This window comes from Desulfatitalea alkaliphila, assembly GCF_022968795.1.
Lineage (GTDB): Bacteria > Desulfobacterota > Desulfobacteria > Desulfobacterales > Desulfosarcinaceae > Desulfatitalea > Desulfatitalea alkaliphila.
The window spans coordinates 18,640-38,458 of the sequence record NZ_JALJRB010000016.1 but is presented as its reverse complement, the minus strand read 5'-3'; the positions used below and the strand labels follow the sequence as shown (position 1 = coordinate 38,458).

Annotated in this window: 13 protein-coding genes and 1 tRNA gene; 3 read left to right on the top strand and 11 right to left on the bottom strand. The window is 60.1% G+C overall.

Annotation, left to right across the window (positions count from 1 at the left end; translation table 11 throughout):
• Window positions 1–111 precede the first annotated feature (111 nt).
• Window positions 112–6,306: a glycoside hydrolase family 9 protein gene (locus tag MRX98_RS13950; RefSeq protein WP_246910339.1), complete on the bottom strand. Its 6,195-nt coding sequence runs from the start codon at window positions 6,304–6,306 to the stop codon at window positions 112–114.
• A 482-nt stretch (window positions 6,307–6,788) separates the two neighbouring features.
• Between MRX98_RS13950 and MRX98_RS13945 the strand changes: the two genes are divergently transcribed.
• Window positions 6,789–7,361: a flavin reductase family protein gene (locus tag MRX98_RS13945; RefSeq protein ID WP_246910337.1), complete on the top strand. Its 573-nt coding sequence runs from the start codon at window positions 6,789–6,791 to the stop codon at window positions 7,359–7,361.
• 79 nt (window positions 7,362–7,440) lie between these two features.
• Window positions 7,441–9,780 (top strand): GAF domain-containing protein, encoded by a 2,340-nt coding sequence (locus MRX98_RS13940; RefSeq protein WP_246910334.1) that lies wholly within the window; start codon window positions 7,441–7,443, stop codon window positions 9,778–9,780.
• A gap of 113 nt (window positions 9,781–9,893) precedes the next feature.
• Here the strand turns inward: MRX98_RS13940 and MRX98_RS13935 are convergent.
• The 9 genes from MRX98_RS13935 to MRX98_RS13895 form a co-directional block, all read right to left on the bottom strand.
• Window positions 9,894–9,980 (bottom strand) — tRNA-Leu (locus MRX98_RS13935).
• Between the two features lie 88 nt (window positions 9,981–10,068).
• Window positions 10,069–10,716: an L-threonylcarbamoyladenylate synthase gene (locus MRX98_RS13930; protein WP_246910331.1), complete on the bottom strand. Its 648-nt coding sequence runs from the start codon at window positions 10,714–10,716 to the stop codon at window positions 10,069–10,071.
• A complete protein-coding gene (gene purD, locus MRX98_RS13925) occupies window positions 10,703–12,472 on the bottom strand; it encodes a phosphoribosylamine--glycine ligase (RefSeq protein ID WP_246910314.1) in 1,770 nt (589 codons plus the stop codon). Before purD ends, MRX98_RS13930 begins: the two co-directional genes overlap by 14 nt.
• 85 nt (window positions 12,473–12,557) lie before the next feature.
• Window positions 12,558–13,319 carry an ATP-grasp domain-containing protein gene (locus MRX98_RS13920; protein ID WP_246910274.1) on the bottom strand — a complete coding sequence of 254 codons (762 nt, stop codon included), beginning with the start codon at window positions 13,317–13,319 and terminating at the stop codon, window positions 12,558–12,560.
• A gap of 6 nt (window positions 13,320–13,325) precedes the next feature.
• Window positions 13,326–14,264 (bottom strand): D-alanine--D-alanine ligase family protein, encoded by a 939-nt coding sequence (locus MRX98_RS13915; RefSeq protein WP_246910271.1) that lies wholly within the window; start codon window positions 14,262–14,264, stop codon window positions 13,326–13,328.
• Window positions 14,261–14,752, bottom strand: coding sequence for an SHOCT domain-containing protein (locus tag MRX98_RS13910; RefSeq protein WP_246910268.1), 492 nt, complete (start codon window positions 14,750–14,752; stop codon window positions 14,261–14,263). Before MRX98_RS13910 ends, MRX98_RS13915 begins: the two co-directional genes overlap by 4 nt.
• On the bottom strand, window positions 14,749–15,147 hold the full coding sequence (locus MRX98_RS13905) for a DnaJ family domain-containing protein (protein ID WP_246910248.1): 399 nt from the start codon (window positions 15,145–15,147) through the stop codon (window positions 14,749–14,751). Before MRX98_RS13905 ends, MRX98_RS13910 begins: the two co-directional genes overlap by 4 nt.
• Before the next feature lie 549 nt (window positions 15,148–15,696).
• A complete protein-coding gene (locus MRX98_RS13900; protein WP_246910246.1) occupies window positions 15,697–16,560 on the bottom strand; it encodes an alpha/beta fold hydrolase in 864 nt (287 codons plus the stop codon).
• A gap of 50 nt (window positions 16,561–16,610) precedes the next feature.
• Window positions 16,611–17,312: a tetratricopeptide repeat protein gene (locus MRX98_RS13895; protein WP_246910231.1), complete on the bottom strand. Its 702-nt coding sequence runs from the start codon at window positions 17,310–17,312 to the stop codon at window positions 16,611–16,613.
• A 465-nt stretch (window positions 17,313–17,777) separates the two neighbouring features.
• On the opposite strand from MRX98_RS13895, the gene MRX98_RS13890 reads away from it, so the two are divergent.
• Window positions 17,778–18,497 carry a DUF3108 domain-containing protein gene (locus MRX98_RS13890; protein ID WP_246910228.1) on the top strand — a complete coding sequence of 240 codons (720 nt, stop codon included), beginning with the start codon at window positions 17,778–17,780 and terminating at the stop codon, window positions 18,495–18,497.
• A 144-nt stretch (window positions 18,498–18,641) separates the two neighbouring features.
• On the opposite strand, the gene MRX98_RS13885 is transcribed toward MRX98_RS13890, so the two are convergent.
• A complete protein-coding gene (locus MRX98_RS13885; RefSeq protein WP_246910225.1) occupies window positions 18,642–19,655 on the bottom strand; it encodes a glycoside hydrolase family 43 protein in 1,014 nt (337 codons plus the stop codon).
• Between the last annotated feature and the right edge of the window lie 164 nt (window positions 19,656–19,819).

The following is a 19,819-nucleotide window of genomic DNA, read 5'->3' as shown; positions in this document are numbered from 1 at the left end:
CTCCCTCAATAAAGGTTGAATAAAAGCGTACAGACCGATTCCGCCGCGACAAATCGTGGTGGACTCGGTTGTTCCGTTTGCGTGTTTGCCGCTTCAAGGAAAGAGCCGGTCCTAATCCGCATTGGCCAAAGCGATTTCGGCCCGGGCCCGGAAACGGTGATATGTGAAGTTCGGCGCCTGCCCGGCATCCAGTGCCGCGCGCAGTTCGGGCGGAAACAACGCCCCGTGCTCGGGCAGCTCGGGATCGGGCTGCCCCGGGTCGGGGTCGGGCACGGTGCCCTGGCGGGTGCACAACCGACCGTTGAGCCGGAACTGGTCGGGCATGGGGTTCGCCCCGCCGTGGGTGCCCTGCAAGCCGAAGCTGACGCTACCGCCGTTGGCGCCAATGGTGCCGTTCCAGTTGCCCGCCGGATTGGCCGCATTGACCGTGGCACCGCTTTGGGCGATGGTGGCGTTCCAGCCGCTGGTGGTCTGCTGGCCGGCGGTGAAATCCCAGGTCAAGGTGTAACCGGAAACCGGTTCGGCGCCGTTGTTGATCACATGCACTTCGGCGGTGAAGCCGGTGTTCCATTGGTTGGCAACGGTGTAGTTGACGGTACAGGCACCCGCGGGATCCACAGGGTCCGCCGGGTCCACCGGATCTACAGGGTCCACTGGATCTACAGGATCGACAGGGTCGGGACCGGGTCCCGGCCCTGCCTGTTCACCGCCGCACAGCTGCCCGTTGAGCCGGAACGCTCCCGGGACCGGGTTATCGGTGCCGTTGTAGGTGCCCTGGAAACCGAAGCCGACGGTACCGCCGTTGGCGCCGATGGTGCCATTCCAGTTGCCCGCCGGGTTGGCCGCGCTGACCGTGGCCCCACTCTGGTTGAAGGTGGCGTTCCAACAGCCGCTGACCTGCTGCCCGGCCGCATAATCCCAATCCAAGGTGTAACCGTTGATAGGCGCGGGGGTGTGGTTTACAATCTGCACCACGGCTGTGAAGCCTGTGTTCCACTGATTGGCGATGGTGTAGGTGACCGTGCACGCCACCGGCGGCGTTACCGGATCCACAGGATCCACCGGGTCCACCGGGTCCACTGGGTCTACCGGATCGACGGGGTCCACGGGGTCCACTGCCTCGCCCGGAAACACACCGGCATAGTGCACACCGTCCACAAACAGTGGTATATTTTGGGTTTCCACATAGGTGCTGCCCAGGCCTTGGAAGCTGTGGTCGTTGTTTGGATTCCAATGGGCGGTGTAAGTGGCATCCTGGCCGGCGATCAGGGCGAACTGGTACTCACGGGTCCCGTAGAACCCTTCATCGGGCCAGCGAAATTCCATGTAGTATATACCGTTGGCCGCATCCCATGCGACGGGGCCATCCACCTGCACGGAGGCGCCGTGCACGGCGTTCTGGTCGTAGTAGGCTTCGAACCGGACATCACCGATGTCCTGTCCCCTGGCGAACAATTCGGCAATATTGAAGAAGTATTGCGCCGCAATGGGGATCTCCTTGCGCGGCGGAAAGGCCGATGCGTTGGTCACCCGGATTGTGAGCTGCGAACGCTCGGCGTTGACCTGCTCGATCTTGGCCTCGACCTTGAACTCCACCAGCTCGGGGTCGTCCGGCGGAAAATCCGCCAGCGGTTGATGGCCTTCACCGAAGTAGGTGTAATGGCCTGCCAGCGCCCCCACCAGACCCGCGTTATAATCAATGGCCACCTCGTTGTAGATGTAATCGTTGGTGTCGTCCACGTGTTCGTCTTGGGGCCCGGGACCGCCGACCAGCGCACCCCACAAAACGTGTTTGTGCTCGGGGGGATCGAACACACTGTTGGTGGCGGATCCGTGGGCCGCGCGATGATGCGGATGCTCGGCGTAGTGATCGCTGTAACCGACGATATAGGAACGGTTCAACGGGTTGTCACCCATGAGGTATTGGATCTGGCGGGTCATCCAGGCATCGAAACGGTCGTCGCTTGCGTACTTCTTGTAGACCATCCCCTGAAACTGCGCCGCGGCGTTGTAGCGCGCCGACCCCCAGGTGTTGAGATAGGAGAAACCGGCCGGGGTCTGCATCAGGAAGTTGGTATCGTGACTGTTCTGCCGGGGCACACCGGACCAATACTCCAGGTTCCAACGGAAAATCTCCCAATGCTGCGGATTGTTGGTGATGGGTGCCAGCTTGGCGAACACCCCGCCCCACTTGGTATCCCAGCAGTGCACCCAGATGTTCTGCCAATCGTCCGAAGCGGAATTGAGGATGCGGGATAACCATCCGGTATGGAGGCCCTGTCCGTCCTTGCGCACGATGTCATCGATATACCGGTCCTGTCCGGTGGCGATGTGCAGCCAAACCGCCGCCCATGCCAATTCGTCGTAGTCATAGGACGAGTTGTAAAATCCACCGTCATAGCCCAGGCCCCGATGTTGCACGGCAAATTCGTAGAGCGCGACCGCCGTGTCCAGACACCGGGCGGCGTAGGCCGGGTCTTCCTGCTGCCGATTCAGGTAAGAAATGGCCAGCGAAGCGGCTGCGCCGGCGGCCTGATCGCTGCCCGGTGTTTCGGCGGTGGCGAAGTAGGCGGGGCGGGGCAATTCGTCATGGTCCACCAACTCCGGCGGCCCCCACCAATTGTGGTCGATGCTGCCTTCGCCCACCTGGTAGTTGAAGGCGATCACTTCGCCGGCACTGTTGCGGAAAGTGCTGCGCAGGTAATAGTCAGAGAACCAACGCAGGATGTCCAGCATGTGCTCATAGGAACCGATTTGGACGAAGGCGTCCTTGAATTCGTAGAGCGCCCACTCCAAAGTGGAAGAGGAGTAGCTTTGCGGCAGGCCGAACTTCACATGATCGCCGGCGTCGTGGTATCCGCCGCTCAAATCCACCGTGCCGCTGCCGTCCGGATCGAGGATGTGGCGGTGCGCTTCGATGAAGGACCGACTCATATTGGTCATTTCGGTATTGAGCGGCACCGCGGTGTCCAACAGCATACAATCCCCCCGCCAACCCAGGCGACCGCCGGTGATACCGGGTCCCGATTTGTTGGCGTCGTAGAAGTAGAGGGATTTTTGCAGGGCTTCGGCGTAATTGAAGCGCGGGTCATCGCCATGGGTATCCCCCGGCGGATCGTCAACGGGCGGCTCGTGGCCCGAGCCGTCCCCCGGTTGCGGATCTTCATGCGGCTCGTCGCCGGAGCCGTCCTCCGGTTCCGGATCTTCATGCGGATCGTCGCCCGTCTGGCCGTCACCCGGATCGACGCTGCTCGTAGGGGGTGAAAGGAAATCGCCCGCAATCACCTGTCGGTCGATACCGGGGCCTTGCCAGGCAACGGCGATGTGGTCGCCGCCGACCGCCTCCTTGTGCAGCACTTCGATGTAGTACTTTTTACCGGCGACCAGTTGCACCGGAGCGGACTGCTGGGAGCTGTAGCGGTCCCACTGTCGAGGGTCGGTCCGCAGCGGCACCGTGGCGATGATGGAAGCATTTTCCGGCGAGGCATCACTGCTCAGAAGCAGCTGCCCGGCACCGTCGCCGGCCAGCCAGAAGGTGTAGCTGCCGCTTCGGGGCGGATGCAGGTACCCCCGGATGCGCGTTCCGTACCGATCCCCCCAATCGGTCGGGCCTTCCAGGGCGGTAAGGGTTTCCCGGCCCGTGGGGTTGGCGGGATAATCGGCATGGCCGGTGAGCGAGGAAATCCCGATGCCGCCGACCCCGGTCCAATACTCCCTCAGCACGGTACCCGTGCCCGCCGACGGTTCTTCCGGATCGTCATCACCGCCGGAAGAAGGTTGCACCACTGTGATCGTGCTGGTGGCTGTGTAACCGCCATCGGCCGTCGTAACCATGACCAATGTGGTTCCGGGGGTGTTTGCGGTGACGGTGCCGGATGCATCCACCCCGGCCACCGCCCGATCGGCGACGCTCCAGTGGACGTTGCCGTTGGTGGCGTTTACCGGCGCAACGGCGGCGATCAACAGTCCCGTTGCATTCACGTCCAGGGTCAAAGCGGTGGGTGTCAGGGTGACCCCGCTGACCGGCACCACGGAGGGTTCATCGCCGCCGCCCGATCCGGTGGGATCGCCGTAAAAAATGCCTCGCCCCTGGGTACCCACATAGACGCGACCGAAACGATCGGGATCGCCGGTCATGCAGGTGTAGTAACGGCCCCACTCCTGATCGGCGCCGTTGATTTTCGTCCAGCTGAAGCTGGTGTCGATGGAGCGGTACAGCCCTTCCAGGCCGCCGATGGTGCCGTGAATGAAAAGGGTCGGATGGTTCGCGCCGGTTGCGGCCTTGCCCACGGTGACGATGAAAGCTCTGTCAACACCAACCACCTTCTGGAACGACTGCGCGCCGTCCATCGAACGATACAGGCCGTTGTACCCCAATGCCAGCCACAGCTGATCGGGATGGCCGAAAACCGAAACCAGTACGCCGCCGTCATCCCAGGTGCCGAGGGTGGGCAGCCCCGATGCGGCGACGCTGAAGCCCGCACCGCCATTGGTGCTGCGATAGACCCGGCCATTGATCTTGTCGTAAGCGTAAAAAGTGTTGTCGATGTTGCGATCCGCCACCGGCTTCAAGCCGGCGGGAATACCCTGACTGACGGACCAGGAGCTGCCGCCGTCGGCCGAGTAGGACACCGCCGCGCCTTCCGCTGCCCAAACGATGCGGGTGGCATCGGCCGAGATGGCGATGGGACCGCCGCCGCGGGCACCGCCGGGTTGGGCGGAGAAGAAATACCAGTTGTCGCCGCCGTCCCATGACATGGAGCCGAAGCGGTCGCCGTCATTATGGGACCGTACCATGGCGTGTGGCGCATTCTGGGCGAAAGCGATGCTGACGCTGGAACCGCCGTTTGGGGTGTGGCCGCCGCCCAGGGGCGAAATGGTCAAATCGTCATGCCGGAACCCATCGACATCGAAGAGGGCGCTGACCAGCGGTGCCCCCCCGGGAGGACTGATCAGCTCTTGGGGAACCGTTTCCTCCAAACCGTCGTTTTCAAACACCCAATGGGTGGCCTTGCCCGCAAAGGCATCGCCGAGGTTGCCGGTGGTGTACACCCCGTAGCCGGTGCCGAACATGGCCTCATCGGGATTGAATGGGTTGATGGCCAGCGCGGACATCCAGTGGGGCACCTTGTCCGCCGTGTAGGGCGCGCTGCTGTGATCGAAGGTGGCCACGGGTGTGTAGGGCCACATCTCGGTGTTGAGGATCAATGATTGCCAGGTCTGCCCGCCGTCGGTGGTGAAATGGATGTCGTCCCGGGGCCACCAGCGGGATATGGAGGCCACAAAGACGGTATGGGGATCAGTGGGGTGGATGTCCAGCCCGCAGTATCCGCCTTGCATTTCAAGTGCGGGGGTGATGTCGGTCCACGCACCGGTCACCTTGTTGTAGCGGAACACGGCGCCGTTGACGATGTTGTTCTCGATGACGTAGTCGCCATGGGGTGAAGGGCCGTTGGCAAACGCAAAGTAAACAAAATCACCGCCGATGACCGCCTGTAGGGCATTGGGAGGCAACGGCACGTCGGCCGGCTCGTAGGCTTTGGGAGCGAGCCGGGTGGGTTGGCCGGGGATCAGGGCCCAGGTGGCACCGCCGTCAGCGCTCTTGTAGATGCCCCCTTGCAACCGATCCGGCAAATTGTCGTATGTGCCCACGTAGAGCTCGCGACTGACACCGCTCGACGTACCCGATTGACCGTCGATGGCCACGAAGGTGCACTTGGTGCCCGGAAAGGCGTCCACCTTGCGCCAGGTTTCGCCATAGTCGGTACTGCGCCACAACCCGTTGGCGATGGTGGCCAGATACAGCACCCGGCTGTTGTTGGGATCGACCTGGAGTTTCGGGCCGTCTCCGCGGCCCGGATCGTTGCCGCCCAATTTGAAGGGCAGCTCCGTCTTGGCCCATGTTTGTCCGCGATCGACAGAGCGGTAGATGGCGCCGTTCTTGTCCCACCACGACTGTGTGTATAGGCCGGTGGAAAGGTAAACCCGGTCGGCATCGTTGGGATCCAGGGCGATGCCGGTCACGCCGAGATTGTTCATGTCGGCGAAGCTGTCGGTCAACGGTATCCAGGAACGATCCGCCGCATCCCATCGATACACGCCGCCCACATCGGTACGTGCATAGGCCAGACCGGGCTCGGCCTTGCTGTAGACGATACCCGGCACATAACCGCCGCCGCCGATGGCCACGTTGCGCCATTCATAGGCCGCCCTTGCATTGGCGGCCAATAGCAACTGGGATGCCAGCAACAGAAGGAACAAAGTTGCGACAATGGCGAAAATCCAATTGAAGCGCTGCTGTTTCATAATCTTTCTCTTCCCGGTGATGGGTTGAAATGGAACAGACGATCCTGGCCGGATCCATCTTGTTTGACGTAGATGATGACGGGTCAGGGGCGGGCCGGGACAAAGCATCCGTCCCTCCCATCGCCCTGCAGCGCGCACAAAGAGAATTGTGCGACGGATAGCGTGGCACCGGGTGCGCAAAGGCTGCTCCCATCGCCTGCCGCGAAGCAGCGCAATGCAGGGCCTTTCATCCATTTTTCAATGCAGTACGAAGCCCAACAAAATACAGCCAATCATGCAGAAGGAACCGATCAGCGTGGCTGGAATTTGACAGTGTTGATTATCCGACAGCGCCGGCGCTGTCAATTAGGGTTTCCCCTAATTCGACCCCGAATTCCCCTGCACCGCGGTGCCGGCCCCTTTTCTTTTAATCGCGACGCGTGTACCATGCGACTGAAACGACAACCCAGTCACCGCACCCTTCGGGGAGAAAGAGGTTCCCAATGGAGAAAATCAAACTCGGTGCACAGACCCTTGTTTACCCCATGCCGGCCTTCCTGATCGGCACCCTTGTGGCCGGCGCACCCAATTTCATGACGGCCGCCTGGAGCGGCATCGCCAACAGCAACCCGCCCATGCTCACCGTGGCGGTGCAACACCACCGCCACACCCTTCGCGGCATCAAGGAAAACGGCGCCTTTTCCGTCAACGTCCCCGGCGAAGACCAAGTCCGGGAGACCGACTACTGCGGCATGGTTTCCGGATCCAAACAGGACAAAATCGCCGCCTGCGGTTTCACCCTCTTTTACGGCGATCTGAAAACCGCCCCTCTGATCGCCCAATGCCCGCTGAACCTGGAGTGCAAGGTGGTGCACGAATTGAACCTGGGCAGCCACGCCCTGATCGTCGGGCAAATCATGGAAACCCATGTCTCCGCGGATTGCACCGGCGACGGCCAACCGGATGTCGGCAAAATCAAACCCATTGTTTACAGCGCGGGAAAGGAGAAGGCCTACTACGGCATCGGCCGACGCCTGGCCCGAGCTTTCAGTGCGGGCAAGTCCATACGGCATTAAAGGAGTGGTTTTGCCGTGCGCGGCTTTAATTTGGTTTTTTTGCCTGTTGCCCTTGTATCGCTTCAATGGAGTGTCTTCTATGAACTCACAAAAATTGTCACCCCACAATTTCAAGTCCGAGCTGAGCCTTGGCCCTTTGCTGCGATTCTGGAAAAATCGCGTGGTGCCCCGCAGCACCGACATGGCCCGATGTTTCGAGGATCTTGAAGCAACCATTAATGCAAACCCGGCACTCTGTGGTGTTTTGGAGGATCCGGCGGCAATCGAAACCGAAAAGACGGCAGTGGCATCCCTTATGTCCGCCGCCTTTCCCGCAGCCGATTGGGACAATGTCATTGCCGGGGCGATGACGCCATTAGATCACAGGCCTTTTTATTATACGCCCGCCTTCAAGCATCTTGTGATGAACGAGGAAGGACAAATCAAGGGAGAGCTCAAGCAACCGGAGCTGGATACCGACAGGTTTCTGCAACAGCGGGCGTTCTGGCTGATTCTGGACAAGGTTTACGGGATATCGCACGGGCGCAATACACCGGTAGTGCGAGCTGCTTTGGATCCTGAGACCCGATTGGCACGTTATTTCAGGATCTTGCCCGACTGGCAATTTTTGGAAATCAAAACCGTTGGCAAACCCAAGCCCCTTACACAAAAAGAACGCAGACGCATTCTGGACCATATCGATGATCCGGATATGCTCGCCAAACTTATTCCGCCGCAAGAATTTATTTTTCACGGTTTTACGCTTGTGCGTGCCGTTGACGTAACCGAATCCGAAGTTTTCCTGGACTTGGCCCGCGACCTGATTGAACAGGAAACGATGTTCTGCACGGAAGGTTTTAAGCGCCTGCAGGATCGCCTGCAAATCTTGTTCGGAAAACCGGATTTGAAAGCAGGCATTGGCGCTCTGCAGGGCAATCAGGTATGGGTGGTGCGCCACAATGATCTCAGTTCCGCCAACTGCATCTTCAGAAATTCCAACCATGTCTCCCTGGAGGAACTCAAAGACTCGATTTGGCTGCGGGCTGTAGCCAATAACGCTCTTTTAATTGTACCGAACTTGGCAAACGAAAAGCGGCTGTGCGAGGCCGAAAAGGAACTGCTGGACAGCGGCATACGCGCAGTACTGATCGCCCCTCTGCATTATCAGGGACAGATCATCGGCACTTTTTATGTGATGTCGCCCCAACCCGATGCGTTCAGCGCAATGGACAAAGTGCTGATCAAACCTTTGGTGCCGATGCTTTCCATGGCCGTAAGACGCGGTGTAGATGACATCAACAACATCGTGCAAACCATCATCAAGAAAAAGTGCACCGCTCTGCATCCATCCGTGGAGTGGCGGTTCCGCAAAGCAGCATTTCGCCAGTTGGAATGTTTACAGACGAACGAAAAGGCCGAAATGGAACCGATCATCTTCAAGGATGTAATGCCCCTGTACGGACAAACGGACATACGCGGCTCGGCCGACGCCCGTACGGCAAGCATTCAGGCAGACCTATTGGAGCAACTGTCCCTTGCACTCTCTGTTGTCCAGCATGCATACAAAATCCATCCGTGGCCGTTGGTAATGGAACTGCAGCATCGCATCGAACAGCGCATGGAGGGCCTGGAGCAATCCCTGCAAGCTGGAACGGAAACAGAAATCATTGCGTTTTTGCGAAAGGAAGTGGAACCCGCCTTTGAAGAACTGGGTCGGATGGGAACAACTGTGGCCCTATCCGTCGAATCCTACTGGCAACCTGTCGATCCCCGGCGCGGCTTTGTATACCGCAAGCGCAAGGAATACGAAGATAGTATCGCGATGCTCAATAAGCGTCTTTCGGCTTATTTGGATGATGAAGAGGCCAAAGCCCAGCATTCTTTCCCGCACTACTTCGAGAAACGTCAAACAGATGGATTGGACTACATCATCTACCTTGGGGCGGCCCTGCGAGAGGATGGCCGCTTCAACCCCTTTCACCTGCAGAACCTAGCACTTTGGCAACTGATGCTGGCGTGTGGCATGGCATGGCATACCCAGCAGGTCAAGCCAAGCCTTGCCGTTCCTCTGGAAACCTGCCACTTGATTTATTACAATCCCACACCACTGTCTGTAAGATTCCGCTACGATGAAAAAAGGTTCGATGTGGATGGCGCCTATGATGTCCGCTACGAGATTATCAGATCCCGTTTGGACAAAGCGACCTTGAATGGCGGGCGGGAGCGGCTGACCCAGCCTGAGCACATCGCCGTCGTCTACTCCCGGCTCCAGGAACTGCGCGATTTGCGCAAACATATCCAATTCCTACAAGCCAAAGGTCACCTTTCCAATGAAATGGAGAACTTCACTTTGGATGATCTGCCCGGGGTACAGGGTCTCAGAGCCTTGCGGGTGAAAATTTGTATGGATTCTCCGACCTTGACACGAGAATTCTCTTAGGCATTCGAGAGAGGAAGCCGGCGGGCGTTTACGAGCGCGCAATTACGTGATGCGGCATCTCGAAAACAAGCGCAGGGGGTACCTGAGTCAGGTGCCCCCTGCGCTTGTTTTTATGGTGCCGGAGGAGAGAATCGAACTCTCAAGGGCTTGCGCCCGGCGGATTTTGAGTCCGCTGCGTTTACCTATTTCACCACTCCGGCATGAAAGCGCATTTATAAAAAAGACGAACCCCTTTGTCAATACGGGAATTGCGCCTGGGCCGATTCCCTTCCGACCGTGGCATTCGAATCAAACGAATCGGTCGTTCCATGTCAATATCTGCTCTGCCGGCACCGCCCCCTGCCGCAGAATGACCGGCGCCGATCCCGTCACATCCACAACAGTGGAAGGCGCACCGGTCAATAGACCCGCATCCAACACCCCATCGACGGCCGCCAGCACGGCCGGATCCAGATCGGCTACGGCGGCGCAGGCGGCAGCGCCGGAGATATTGGCACTGGTGCCAACGATCAGGCCGCCGACCGCTTGGGCCAGTGCGGCGGCCACGGGGTGGGCCGCTTGGCGCACCCCGATTTTGCCGCTGCCGGCAGTCAAATTGTCGGACAGATCGGGCCGCGCCGCCAGGACGAAGGTGACGCGGCCCGGCCAGAAATGATCCATCAGGCGACGTGCCATGGGGGTGGCCGGGCGGGCGACGCGGGCCGTCATGGCCGGGTGCGCCAGCAGCACCAGCAGCGGCTTGGATGCATCGCGCCTTTTGAGGGCGAAGATGCGGGCCACGGCTTGGGCATTGAACGGATCGACCCCCAATCCGTAAAGTCCCAGGGTGGGAAATACCACCACCCCGCCTTGCCGAATGAGGGCCGCCGCCTGCTGGATCAGTGCCGTTTCCGGATGGAGCGGGTCCACCACCATTGTCTTATTAATTTTCTTCAAGCTTTTTGGCCTTGCGCGCCACGCCTTCGGCCATCTCCTGCTTGTAGTCCGCCAACAGGTCGGCCAGAGTCTTGTCCGCCACGGAGAGAATCTGAACGGCCAGCAATCCGGCGTTGGTGGCCCCCGGCTTGCCGATGGCCACGGTGGCCACGGGAATCCCCGGCGGCATCTGCACGGTGGAAAGCAACGCGTCCAGCCCCTGCAGGCTCGAAGAATCGATGGGCACGCCGATGACCGGCAATGTGGTCTGGGCGGCGATGGCGCCGGCCAGGTGGGCGGCTTGCCCGGCGGCGGCGATCATCACCTGGATGCCCCGCTCCCGGGCGGTGGCGGCGATTCGACCGGCACGCTCAGGGGTGCGGTGGGCCGAGGCGACGGTCATTTCAAAAGGCACGCCGAACTTTTTGAGAATGGCGACGGTGGCCTCCATCACCGGCAGATCCGAATCACTGCCCATGAGGATGCTCACCCGGGGTTTGACGCGCAGCCTTTCCAAGGCCTTTTGGCCGATGTCCTTGCGGAAATGGACTTTTTGCCAGCTGATCTTGTTCACCGCCTGGTAGGCCTTGTCGATGGCGGCGGCCACCGTGTCGCCCAAGGCGGTGACGCCAAGCACACGGCCCCCGGCGGTGACCACCTCCTTCTCCTTGACGGCGGTGCCGGCGTGAAAAACCATCACCTCCTTCATGCGACGAACCTTGTCCAGGCCCGGGATGACTTCCCCCTTTTCATACTTGCCGGGATAACCGCCGGCGGCCATCACCACGCAGACAGCCGCCCGTGGATCGATCTCCAGGCGGCACTGGTCCAGGCGGCCGTCGATGGTGGCTTGCATGATGGGCACCAGATCGCTTTTCAGACGCATCAGCAGCGGTTGGGCCTCGGGATCGCCGAAGCGGCCGTTGAACTCCAATACCCGGATACGGTCGCGGTCGATCATCAAACCGGCGTACAGCACGCCTTTGTAAGGATGTCCTTCGGCGGCCATACCCCGCACGATGGGTTCCATGACCTCCTTCATAATGCGCGCGTGCAGATGGCGATCCACCACCGGGGCCGGCGAGTAGGCGCCCATGCCGCCGGTGTTGGGCCCCTGGTCGTTGTCCAGCGCCGGTTTATGGTCCTGGGAGGTGGGCAAGGGCAACACCGTACTGCCATCGGTGAAGGCCAGAAAAGAGGCCTCCTCCCCTGTCAAGCACTCTTCGACCACCACTTGCCGCCCGGCATCGCCGAAGGCTTTTTCCACCAGGATCTGTTTGAGAGCGGCCACGGCCTTGACCACGGTGTCGCAGACGATCACGCCCTTGCCGGCGGCCAGACCGTCGGCCTTGACCACAACCGGCGCCCCCACCTTCTTTACATAAGCCTCGGCTTTTTTAATACTGCCGAACACCTCGCCCCGTGCGGTGGACACGCCGTACTTGTTCATCATCTGTTTGGCAAAGGATTTGCTGGCTTCGATGGCCGCGGCGGCCCGGCTGGCGCCGAAAATACGCAAGCCCGCCGCTTCGAAACGGTCCACGATGCCGGCGGCCAAGGGTCCCTCGGGCCCCACCACCGTCAGATCGATCTTTTCGCTGCGGGCAAAGGCGAGCAACTGGTCCACGGCTTCGGCGTCGATGGACACACACTCCGCCAGTTCGGCAATGCCGGCATTGCCGGGTGCGGCGTAGATCTTTTTTACCAACGGGCTTTGCTTGATTTTCCAAACCAGCGCGTGCTCGCGGCCTCCGCCGCCGACCACCAATACTCTCATGGACATCCTCCCTATCGGAAACAGTTTTTAAATCAGACAAGAGATTATGCAGTAACCACAAGGGCAGCGCAACCCGCGGCCGGCGTCACCCCTCGTCGACATAGATCGATCCGGCCAGCTCCGCCAGTCGACTTCGTTTCATTCGCTCCAGCTCGGCCTGGGTCACCCGGGCGCCGCGGACGCCGCCATAGAGACTGATCTCGGACAAATAGACCGTCCCATCCCCCAGGACCATCAGGTCCATGTGGGCATAGGGCATTTGGGCCCTGTCCATCACCCGGCGGCACATCTCCTCCTGATCCGCCGTCAAGACATGATGCCGACTGTGGCCGCCGGCGGCCAGGTTTTTGCGGAAGCCCTGCGGGTTGCACCGTGCATAGGCCTCCACATATTCGCCGACCAGCACGACCCGCACATCGACGGTCACTTCGCAATAGGGCTGCACTACGAACGGGAAACGCCCCTCGTCCAGGCTCATACAGTTGTATAGCATCTCCAGGTCGTCCCATTTGCGCACCCCGTGGCCGCAGTGCAGGTGGTCGTGCTTGGTCACGGCCGCGGCGATGCCCCGACGCTCAAATTCGCCCAACAGATCCAGCAAGGCTTTGCGGCGCGTCATCACCCGGGTGTGGGGGACCATCCAGGGGGCCAGGAGAAAAGCTTGGGCGCATTTGTTGCCATGGAGGGTCTGGGCGACGGCCGACGGCAGCAGGCGAACCCCCCGGCAGGCCAGGTCGGTCAGAAGAACCGCCTTCAGCGGCGAAGCCGGAATCTGCCCGACAAAGAGGTCCCCCGGTGCCAGTTGGTGATAGGCCTCCATCAATTGGGTGTACCCGTCAATGCGCATGGCGGTTCAACGTTGGCGGTGAGCTTCGATGCCCAGTTCGATCAAGCGGTCCAGCAGTTGCGGAAATGAAATACCCGCGGCCTGCGCCGCCTGGGGAAACAGACTGGTGGGCGTCATACCAGGGATGGTGTTGGTTTCCAACACATATATGGCGTCGCCCTTGAGGATCATGTCGGTACGGCTGTAGCCTTTGCAAAACAAGGCCCTGTGGGCCGCGCAGGCCCATCCTTGGGCCTTTTCGGCCAGGTCCGGCGCCAAGGGGGCCGGACAGATTTCGCGGGTGACACCGGCGGTGTATTTGGCTTCGAAGTTGAAAAATTCACAACGCGGATCGGGGATGATCTCGATCAAGGGCAAGGCTTCAGGATTATCGTTGCCCAATACGGCACCGGTGATTTCGGTCCCCTGGATATACTGCTCGACCAATACGGCGTGGTCATGCTCAAAGGCTTTCTCCACGGCCGTGGCCAATTGATCGACGGCGCGCACTATGGTCATGCCGATGCTCGATCCCCCACTGACCGGCTTGACCACCAGGGGCAGCCCCAGCTGCGCCACCCACGCCTCGGCCGCCAAAGGATCCCGACGGCGCACCGCCACATAGGGCGGCGTGGGGATGCTCCATTTTTCATAGAGCTGCTTGGTGGCCAGCTTGTTCATGGCCAGGGCGCTGCCGAGCACCCCGGCGCCTTGGTAGGGAATATCCAGCAACTCGAGCAATCCCTGGATCGTGCCGTCCTCTCCATAAGGGCCGTGGAGCAGAATCAAGGCGGCGTCCAGCAGAGGGGCGTCGGCAACCAGCCGGGGCAGATCGTCCCGCGGATCGTAACGCCGTACGGTGTATTGGTCCGGATCTAGGCTTTGCAGCACCTGTTGGCCGCTTTTGAGCGATACTTCCCTTTCCGACGATATCCCGCCGCACAATAGGGCGATGGTCTTTTTCATGGGGCTCCCCTTCCCAGAATCTTCTGTTTGGCCGCGTCGAACTCCTCCGGACTGATCAACTCCTTGTCGAGCAGATCGGCCAGAACGGCAATTTCGCGTATGCGCATCACCTCCGGGTCTTCCAGGGCCGGCGGCGCGTCCGGATCGCCGTGTTGCGCAATGGTTCGGGTATGAGTGGGCGGCCCCACGCGCAGGGACGCCATGCCGCCCAACAGATGGATCTCCACCGAACGGCCGGCAAACAGCGGTGAGTGCATCGCCTCCCGCAGCGAGCGCCCCTCCCGGCGCAAGCGCCGGTAGAAAAGATAGGCGGATAGGGAAATCAACAAAAAGAGACCACCAATAATCCAGAACAGGTGCGTTACCAGCCAGCCGAAAAAAAACACCACCACCACCAGCACGGCAAGTAAAACAAAGTGCAGCACCAGGATCAGGTGGGCCAGCAAAACACCTTTGAAAAGGCTTTCGCCAGGTTCTTTAGATTTCATTTGCATTGCGTATCGGGTTTCCCCTTGGACGCCAGACGATCCGACACCCCCGCCATGTATTGCTGGGGGATGTCGAACCGCACACTGCCTTGGCGCAAGGCGTTGACTTTCATGATCAGGAAATTGAGTTTTTTGAGCAAGCTGTAACGATCAGCGGTGTCGGGCAAGTGCGCCAGCAGATCCTCGGTGCGGTGAATCTCTTTTTTCAACTCGATTTCCGGTGGCAGGCAATCGGCGTTTTTGAGGATTTTGTAAGGTAGCCGCAAATCTTCGGGAATATGGCGATCATCCTGCAAGTTCAGTGGCTTGCCGGCACCTTCCAGGTTTGCGAAAGCACCCCGGGATTGGGCCTGTCGGATGCGCTCTTCCACGATTTTTTCAAACCCGGTCAACATTGCGCTTCCCATCCCCGGGGCAGCCGCCTGCCCCTCACCCGCCGATTCTGCCGCGGATTGTCCCCGTGCCCGACCTCGTCTGGCGTAACACCTTGTTCAACGAGAATCGGCGCCCCGACAAACAGTTCGATTAGACTGTGCGGCACCAATTACAGACGCGGCACCATTCAAAAAAGTTTCATAATATAATACATGCAACATCCCTTTTTCAAGGCACCGATCACTCCGAGGGCAGTTTTAAGTGTTAAGTGTTAAGAGTTTTAAGTTATTGAAACGATGCGCTTCCTTCGTCAGCGCATCCTATTATCAGATCCTTTGTATGTCCCAATTGTTATGACCACCGGTGTCGCAGGGAAACAGCATGCCGTACCCGAGCGGACCACTCGGGACCACCCGGGCACGGCATGCCGTGCCCCTACGGGGGGTGTGGCCGACCCGGCAACCCAACAAACGCAAAAAACCCAACAAAACCCAAAAACCCGTCCCCAACCACCCAACCACCCAACCACCCAACCATCTCTAATCGACAGAATTCCTTCAACTTAACACTTAACACTTAACACTTAAAACCGGGCCCGCCAGGGCCCTCCCCACTTCCCCCGGTCGTTCCATGGGAATCAAATGCCCCGCACCCGATAACATGATGTGCCGGCCTCGGGGAATCAAGTTTGCGGCATGGGTCAAATCGATCCAGGGCCGGTTCTCGCTGTCCTCCCCCTCCATCACCAGGGTCGGGCATTGCACCGCCGGCAACAAGGGCCACGGGTCATGGTGTCCGCCACCCATGAACAGGGCCGCTTCCTGCTCCGGTGGGCAGGTCAACCGCACGCCGCCCGCCGGATCGTTGCGAATACCGAAGGTGATGTAAAGTTCGAAAACAGCAGGGTCCCAGTTGCGGAAAAAGGGCTTTGCCATGAAATCGGCGCGCACTGCTTCCCGATCAGGCCATGAATTGCGCCGCCGCATTGCCTTGGCGGCCAAGGGATGTTCCTCCACCGTTATTTTCATGCGGTAGATTTCCGCAGGCAGGAAAATGGGCTCGATCAATACCATGTGGCGCACCGCCACGCCGAGTGTCACGTGGGCCAGAATGCTGACGGTACCCCCCATGGAGTGGCCCACCAAGACGGGATCCTGCACCTGCAGGGCAGTGCACAACCGCTCCAGGTCACGAGCCAGTTGCAGCCAATCGAGGCCGCCGTTGCGCGGATCGGATGGACGATGGTTGCCGAAAAAAGGGGCGATGACCCGATGGGCAGGCGCCAGCAGGGCGGCGACGGGATGCCAGAGCCAAGGCAAAAAACCGGTGGCATGCAACAAAACCACCGGCGGGCCGTCGCCATCATAGGCCAGATAGGGGATATCGACATTGTTGCAGGTGACGGTGCGCATCGGCGGCGGCTCAAAATCCATGGTGCGAACTCCTGAATCGTTGAACAAAGGGTAGCGGTCGACCGGCGGTATCAGCGTGAATATTGGCCGGCCTGCAGGGATTCCAGGATCTGTTGCAGGCGCCTTGCCTCGCCGTTGCCGGGATCCATGGCACGCACGGCCGCCAGATGGGTCCGCGCTTCGCCCCAGCGACCCTGGTCCAGGATAAGTTGCACCAGCTCCAGGCGGGCTTCCAGATGGGTCGGTGCAACGGTGATGGCTCTCCGCAAGGCTTGTTCGGCCTTTTCGGAATGCCCGGCCGACGCCGCCACCAGGGCCAGGCCGAAATGATTATCCCCGTTTTCCGGGTCTAACGCCACCGCTCTCTCCATGGCCCTGCCCGCCCGCTCCAGGTCACCCAGGGCGCCATAGGCCATGCCCAGATTGAAAAAGAGGCGGTCGTCCTGATCGTATCCGCAGGCCACGGCCTGCTCGTAGGCGGCGGTCTCCAGTGCCCTATCCCCCAGATGACCCCTGATGTATCCCAAATGGTAAAGGGCAAGGCAGTTATCGGGCGATTGTCGCAACAGCGCGAGATGCCCCTCCAGGGCCGCCTGCCAATCACCGCGCGCCACCGCCGTATCGGCCGCCGTATCACATCGCCAGGCAACCGCGTCCCCATCCGGACGCGGCGTGGCACAACCGACAGCCAGCAAGCCCCACACAACGAAGCCCGCGACACCGAGCTGAAAGGCCTTGCGGCCGCACCAACGATTGCAAGGACGCTGTTTCATGAAGCACAAGATACACCAACCGGACATCGAGAGCAAACGATGCCGCCGCCCGCCCTGGCGGGCGGTTTTAGGTCCTGGCGGGCAGTTTTAAGTTTTAAGTTTTAAGTTAAGGTATTCTATCTATTGGATATTTATGGGTGAATGAGTGAGTGGGTGGGTGGGGAGTGGATGGATGGATTGTTGGTGGATTGTCTTGGGGATGTGTTGGGCCGCGTTGTGCTGCCGGAGGCAAAAGACCGCCGTGCTGTAAACCGAACACGCTGCCGGATCGTCTGAACAGACAAATTCCGGCGTCCCTTGGGCAATGGAGGAGAACATGATATGAAGGTTTTTGAAAAGGATCGGACCGCAACACGAATGGAGGGCAACATGCATCGGCCCGTACCTCTCTTTGCAAGATCAATAGTGGCGCTCTTTCTTCTGCTGGGCGCCTTTCACACAAGCGTATGGGGTCACACGAGCGATATGCCTTTTGAACCTGGAGAAAAGCTGACTTATGTCTTGCGTTGGGAGAACGTTCCCGCCGGAACGGCCTCCCTGGAGGTGATGCCGTTGACCACCATCAATGGTGAAGCGGCCTACCATTTTGTCATGACGGTGCAGTCCAACCGCTTCATCGACCTGTTCTACAAAGTGCGTGATCGCCTCGACGCCTATGCCGATCTGGACATGACCCGCTCGCTCCATTTCACCAAGAAACAGCACGAAGGGAGCCACCGGCGGGACGAAATCGTGCGCTTCGACTGGGCTGCCGGCGAGGCCCACTACTCCAATTTCGGCGAAAAGAAGCCCCCCATCAGCTTGCAGGAGGGCAGCTTCGATCCCTTGTCGGCCTTTTACTTCACCCGCACCACCCCCCTCACCCCCGGCGAAGAGGTCCAACGGCCGGTCACGGACGGCAAGAAAAATGTGATCGGCCGCTTGACCATTCGGGAACGGGAAACCATCACCCTGCAGGACGGGCGCAGCTTCGACACCTACCGCGTGGAACCGGAAATGCGCCACATCGGCGGCGTTTTCAAGGAGAGCGACGATGCGCGGCTCGAGCTGTGGCTGACCGCCGATGACCGGCGCATACCGGTACGCATTCGAAGCAAGGTGGTCATCGGCCACTTCATCGGCGAACTGGTGTCCACCGAAGACGGAGATTCACAAAGCCGCACCGCTGCTGCACACAGCCGCTGAGGGACGGCAAGCCGCCGCGATTTTGAAATCGACAGCGTAGCCGTCCTGCGCAGCAGGCATGCCGTGCCCTTGGCAGCCACGTCGATGATTTCAAACACGCACGAACCCGGCGATGGCCCGCAGAAGGGCCGTTTCCGATGGTCGCTAATTGCATCCGCCGGAATCACCACCACCGGTTGTGTCCCCCTCTTTGTAGGGCCAACCGTCGCCGTCCCAATAGACCGTTTTGATCATCAAGGTGGGGGCGCCGTTGTTTTGGGCGTCATAGGCGTGATGGGCCAGCACATCGGTGCCCCACAGGGACTGGCCGCCGGGGCCCCGCCAGCGATCATTGCCGGCATCGAACAGCGTACCGCCGCCATTGCGCATGCTGACGCCCCTCTTGTCCAGATAGGGGCCGGTCACGCTCCGTGAGCGTCCGAAAATGATTTTATAGGTGCTGTCGACACCCTGGCAGCAATGATCCACGGAAGCAAACAGGTAGTAGTAACCATTGCGATGAACGATGAACGGGGCTTCGATGGCCGTATTGGGCCGCGTCGCCAAACTGTGAATGGTGGCACCGGATTTGGGTTTCATGGTGGCACCGTCCAGTTCGACCATCTTGATGCCGCTCCAGAACGAACCGAAGGCCAACCAGGGCCGTCCGGAGGCATCCACCACCAGGTTGGGATCGATGCAGTTGTAGTTGTCGGCCGAGGTGGAACGGATCACCAGGCCTTGATCGGTCCAGTTCGGGTTGGCCAGGCTGCGCGTGGTGGCCAACCCGATGGCCGACGTGTTGCTGCCGAAGGACGAAACGGCATAGTAGAGGTAGTAAGTGCCGTTGCGGTGGTGAATGTCCGGTGCCCAGATGTTGCTTTCGTGGTTGGGCACATAACGGCGCGCCCAGGCAGGATAGCTGTGGAACACGCGGCCGTTGTTGCGCCAGTCGTAACCGTCGCTGGATCTTTTGACTTGAATGCCGATCCCGGTACCGAAAACGTACCAGACATCCCCCTCCTTGATGATCGCCGGATCGTGCACCCCCAACTGTCCGGTCAACGGCCAGTTGCCCGGACGCTCCTCCGGGGAGCCGCCGCCGACGCCATCGTCTACGGGCACGCATCCCAGGGCCAACAAGGCCGCTGCCATCAAGCATACAACGGTCTTTCTCATACATTCCCCCTCTTTGCTGGATTGATCCAAGGCATGATGCACCACCGCCCCCGACCGGCTTCCTGCCCAGTCGCCCAATCGGCTCCCTTGCGCTCAGCAGCGGACAAACGGCACCTTGCCGGCGAGAACAGCCGTCGACAAACGGCAATCAGCAGTGGCGGGTC

Bases quoted from the DNA above. Each gene is read 5' to 3' on its own strand.
- MRX98_RS13915 (WP_246910271.1), bottom strand. From the start codon at position 14,264: ATGAAAAAGACCATCGCCCTATTGTGCGGCGGGATATCGTCGGAAAGG.
- MRX98_RS13945 (WP_246910337.1), top strand. From the start codon at position 6,789: ATGGAGAAAATCAAACTCGGTGCACAGACCCTTGTTTACCCCATGCCG.
- MRX98_RS13940 (WP_246910334.1), top strand. From the start codon at position 7,441: ATGAACTCACAAAAATTGTCACCCCACAATTTCAAGTCCGAGCTGAGC.
- MRX98_RS13890 (WP_246910228.1), top strand. From the start codon at position 17,778: ATGCCTTTTGAACCTGGAGAAAAGCTGACTTATGTCTTGCGTTGGGAG.
- MRX98_RS13910 (WP_246910268.1), bottom strand. From the start codon at position 14,752: ATGAAATCTAAAGAACCTGGCGAAAGCCTTTTCAAAGGTGTTTTGCTG.
- MRX98_RS13950 (WP_246910339.1), bottom strand. From the start codon at position 6,306: ATGAAACAGCAGCGCTTCAATTGGATTTTCGCCATTGTCGCAACTTTG.
- MRX98_RS13900 (WP_246910246.1), bottom strand. From the start codon at position 16,560: ATGGATTTTGAGCCGCCGCCGATGCGCACCGTCACCTGCAACAATGTC.
- MRX98_RS13895 (WP_246910231.1), bottom strand. From the start codon at position 17,312: ATGAAACAGCGTCCTTGCAATCGTTGGTGCGGCCGCAAGGCCTTTCAG.
- purD (WP_246910314.1), bottom strand. From the start codon at position 12,472: ATGAGAGTATTGGTGGTCGGCGGCGGAGGCCGCGAGCACGCGCTGGTT.
- MRX98_RS13885 (WP_246910225.1), bottom strand. From the start codon at position 19,655: ATGAGAAAGACCGTTGTATGCTTGATGGCAGCGGCCTTGTTGGCCCTG.
- MRX98_RS13920 (WP_246910274.1), bottom strand. From the start codon at position 13,319: ATGCGCATTGACGGGTACACCCAATTGATGGAGGCCTATCACCAACTG.
- MRX98_RS13905 (WP_246910248.1), bottom strand. From the start codon at position 15,147: ATGTTGACCGGGTTTGAAAAAATCGTGGAAGAGCGCATCCGACAGGCC.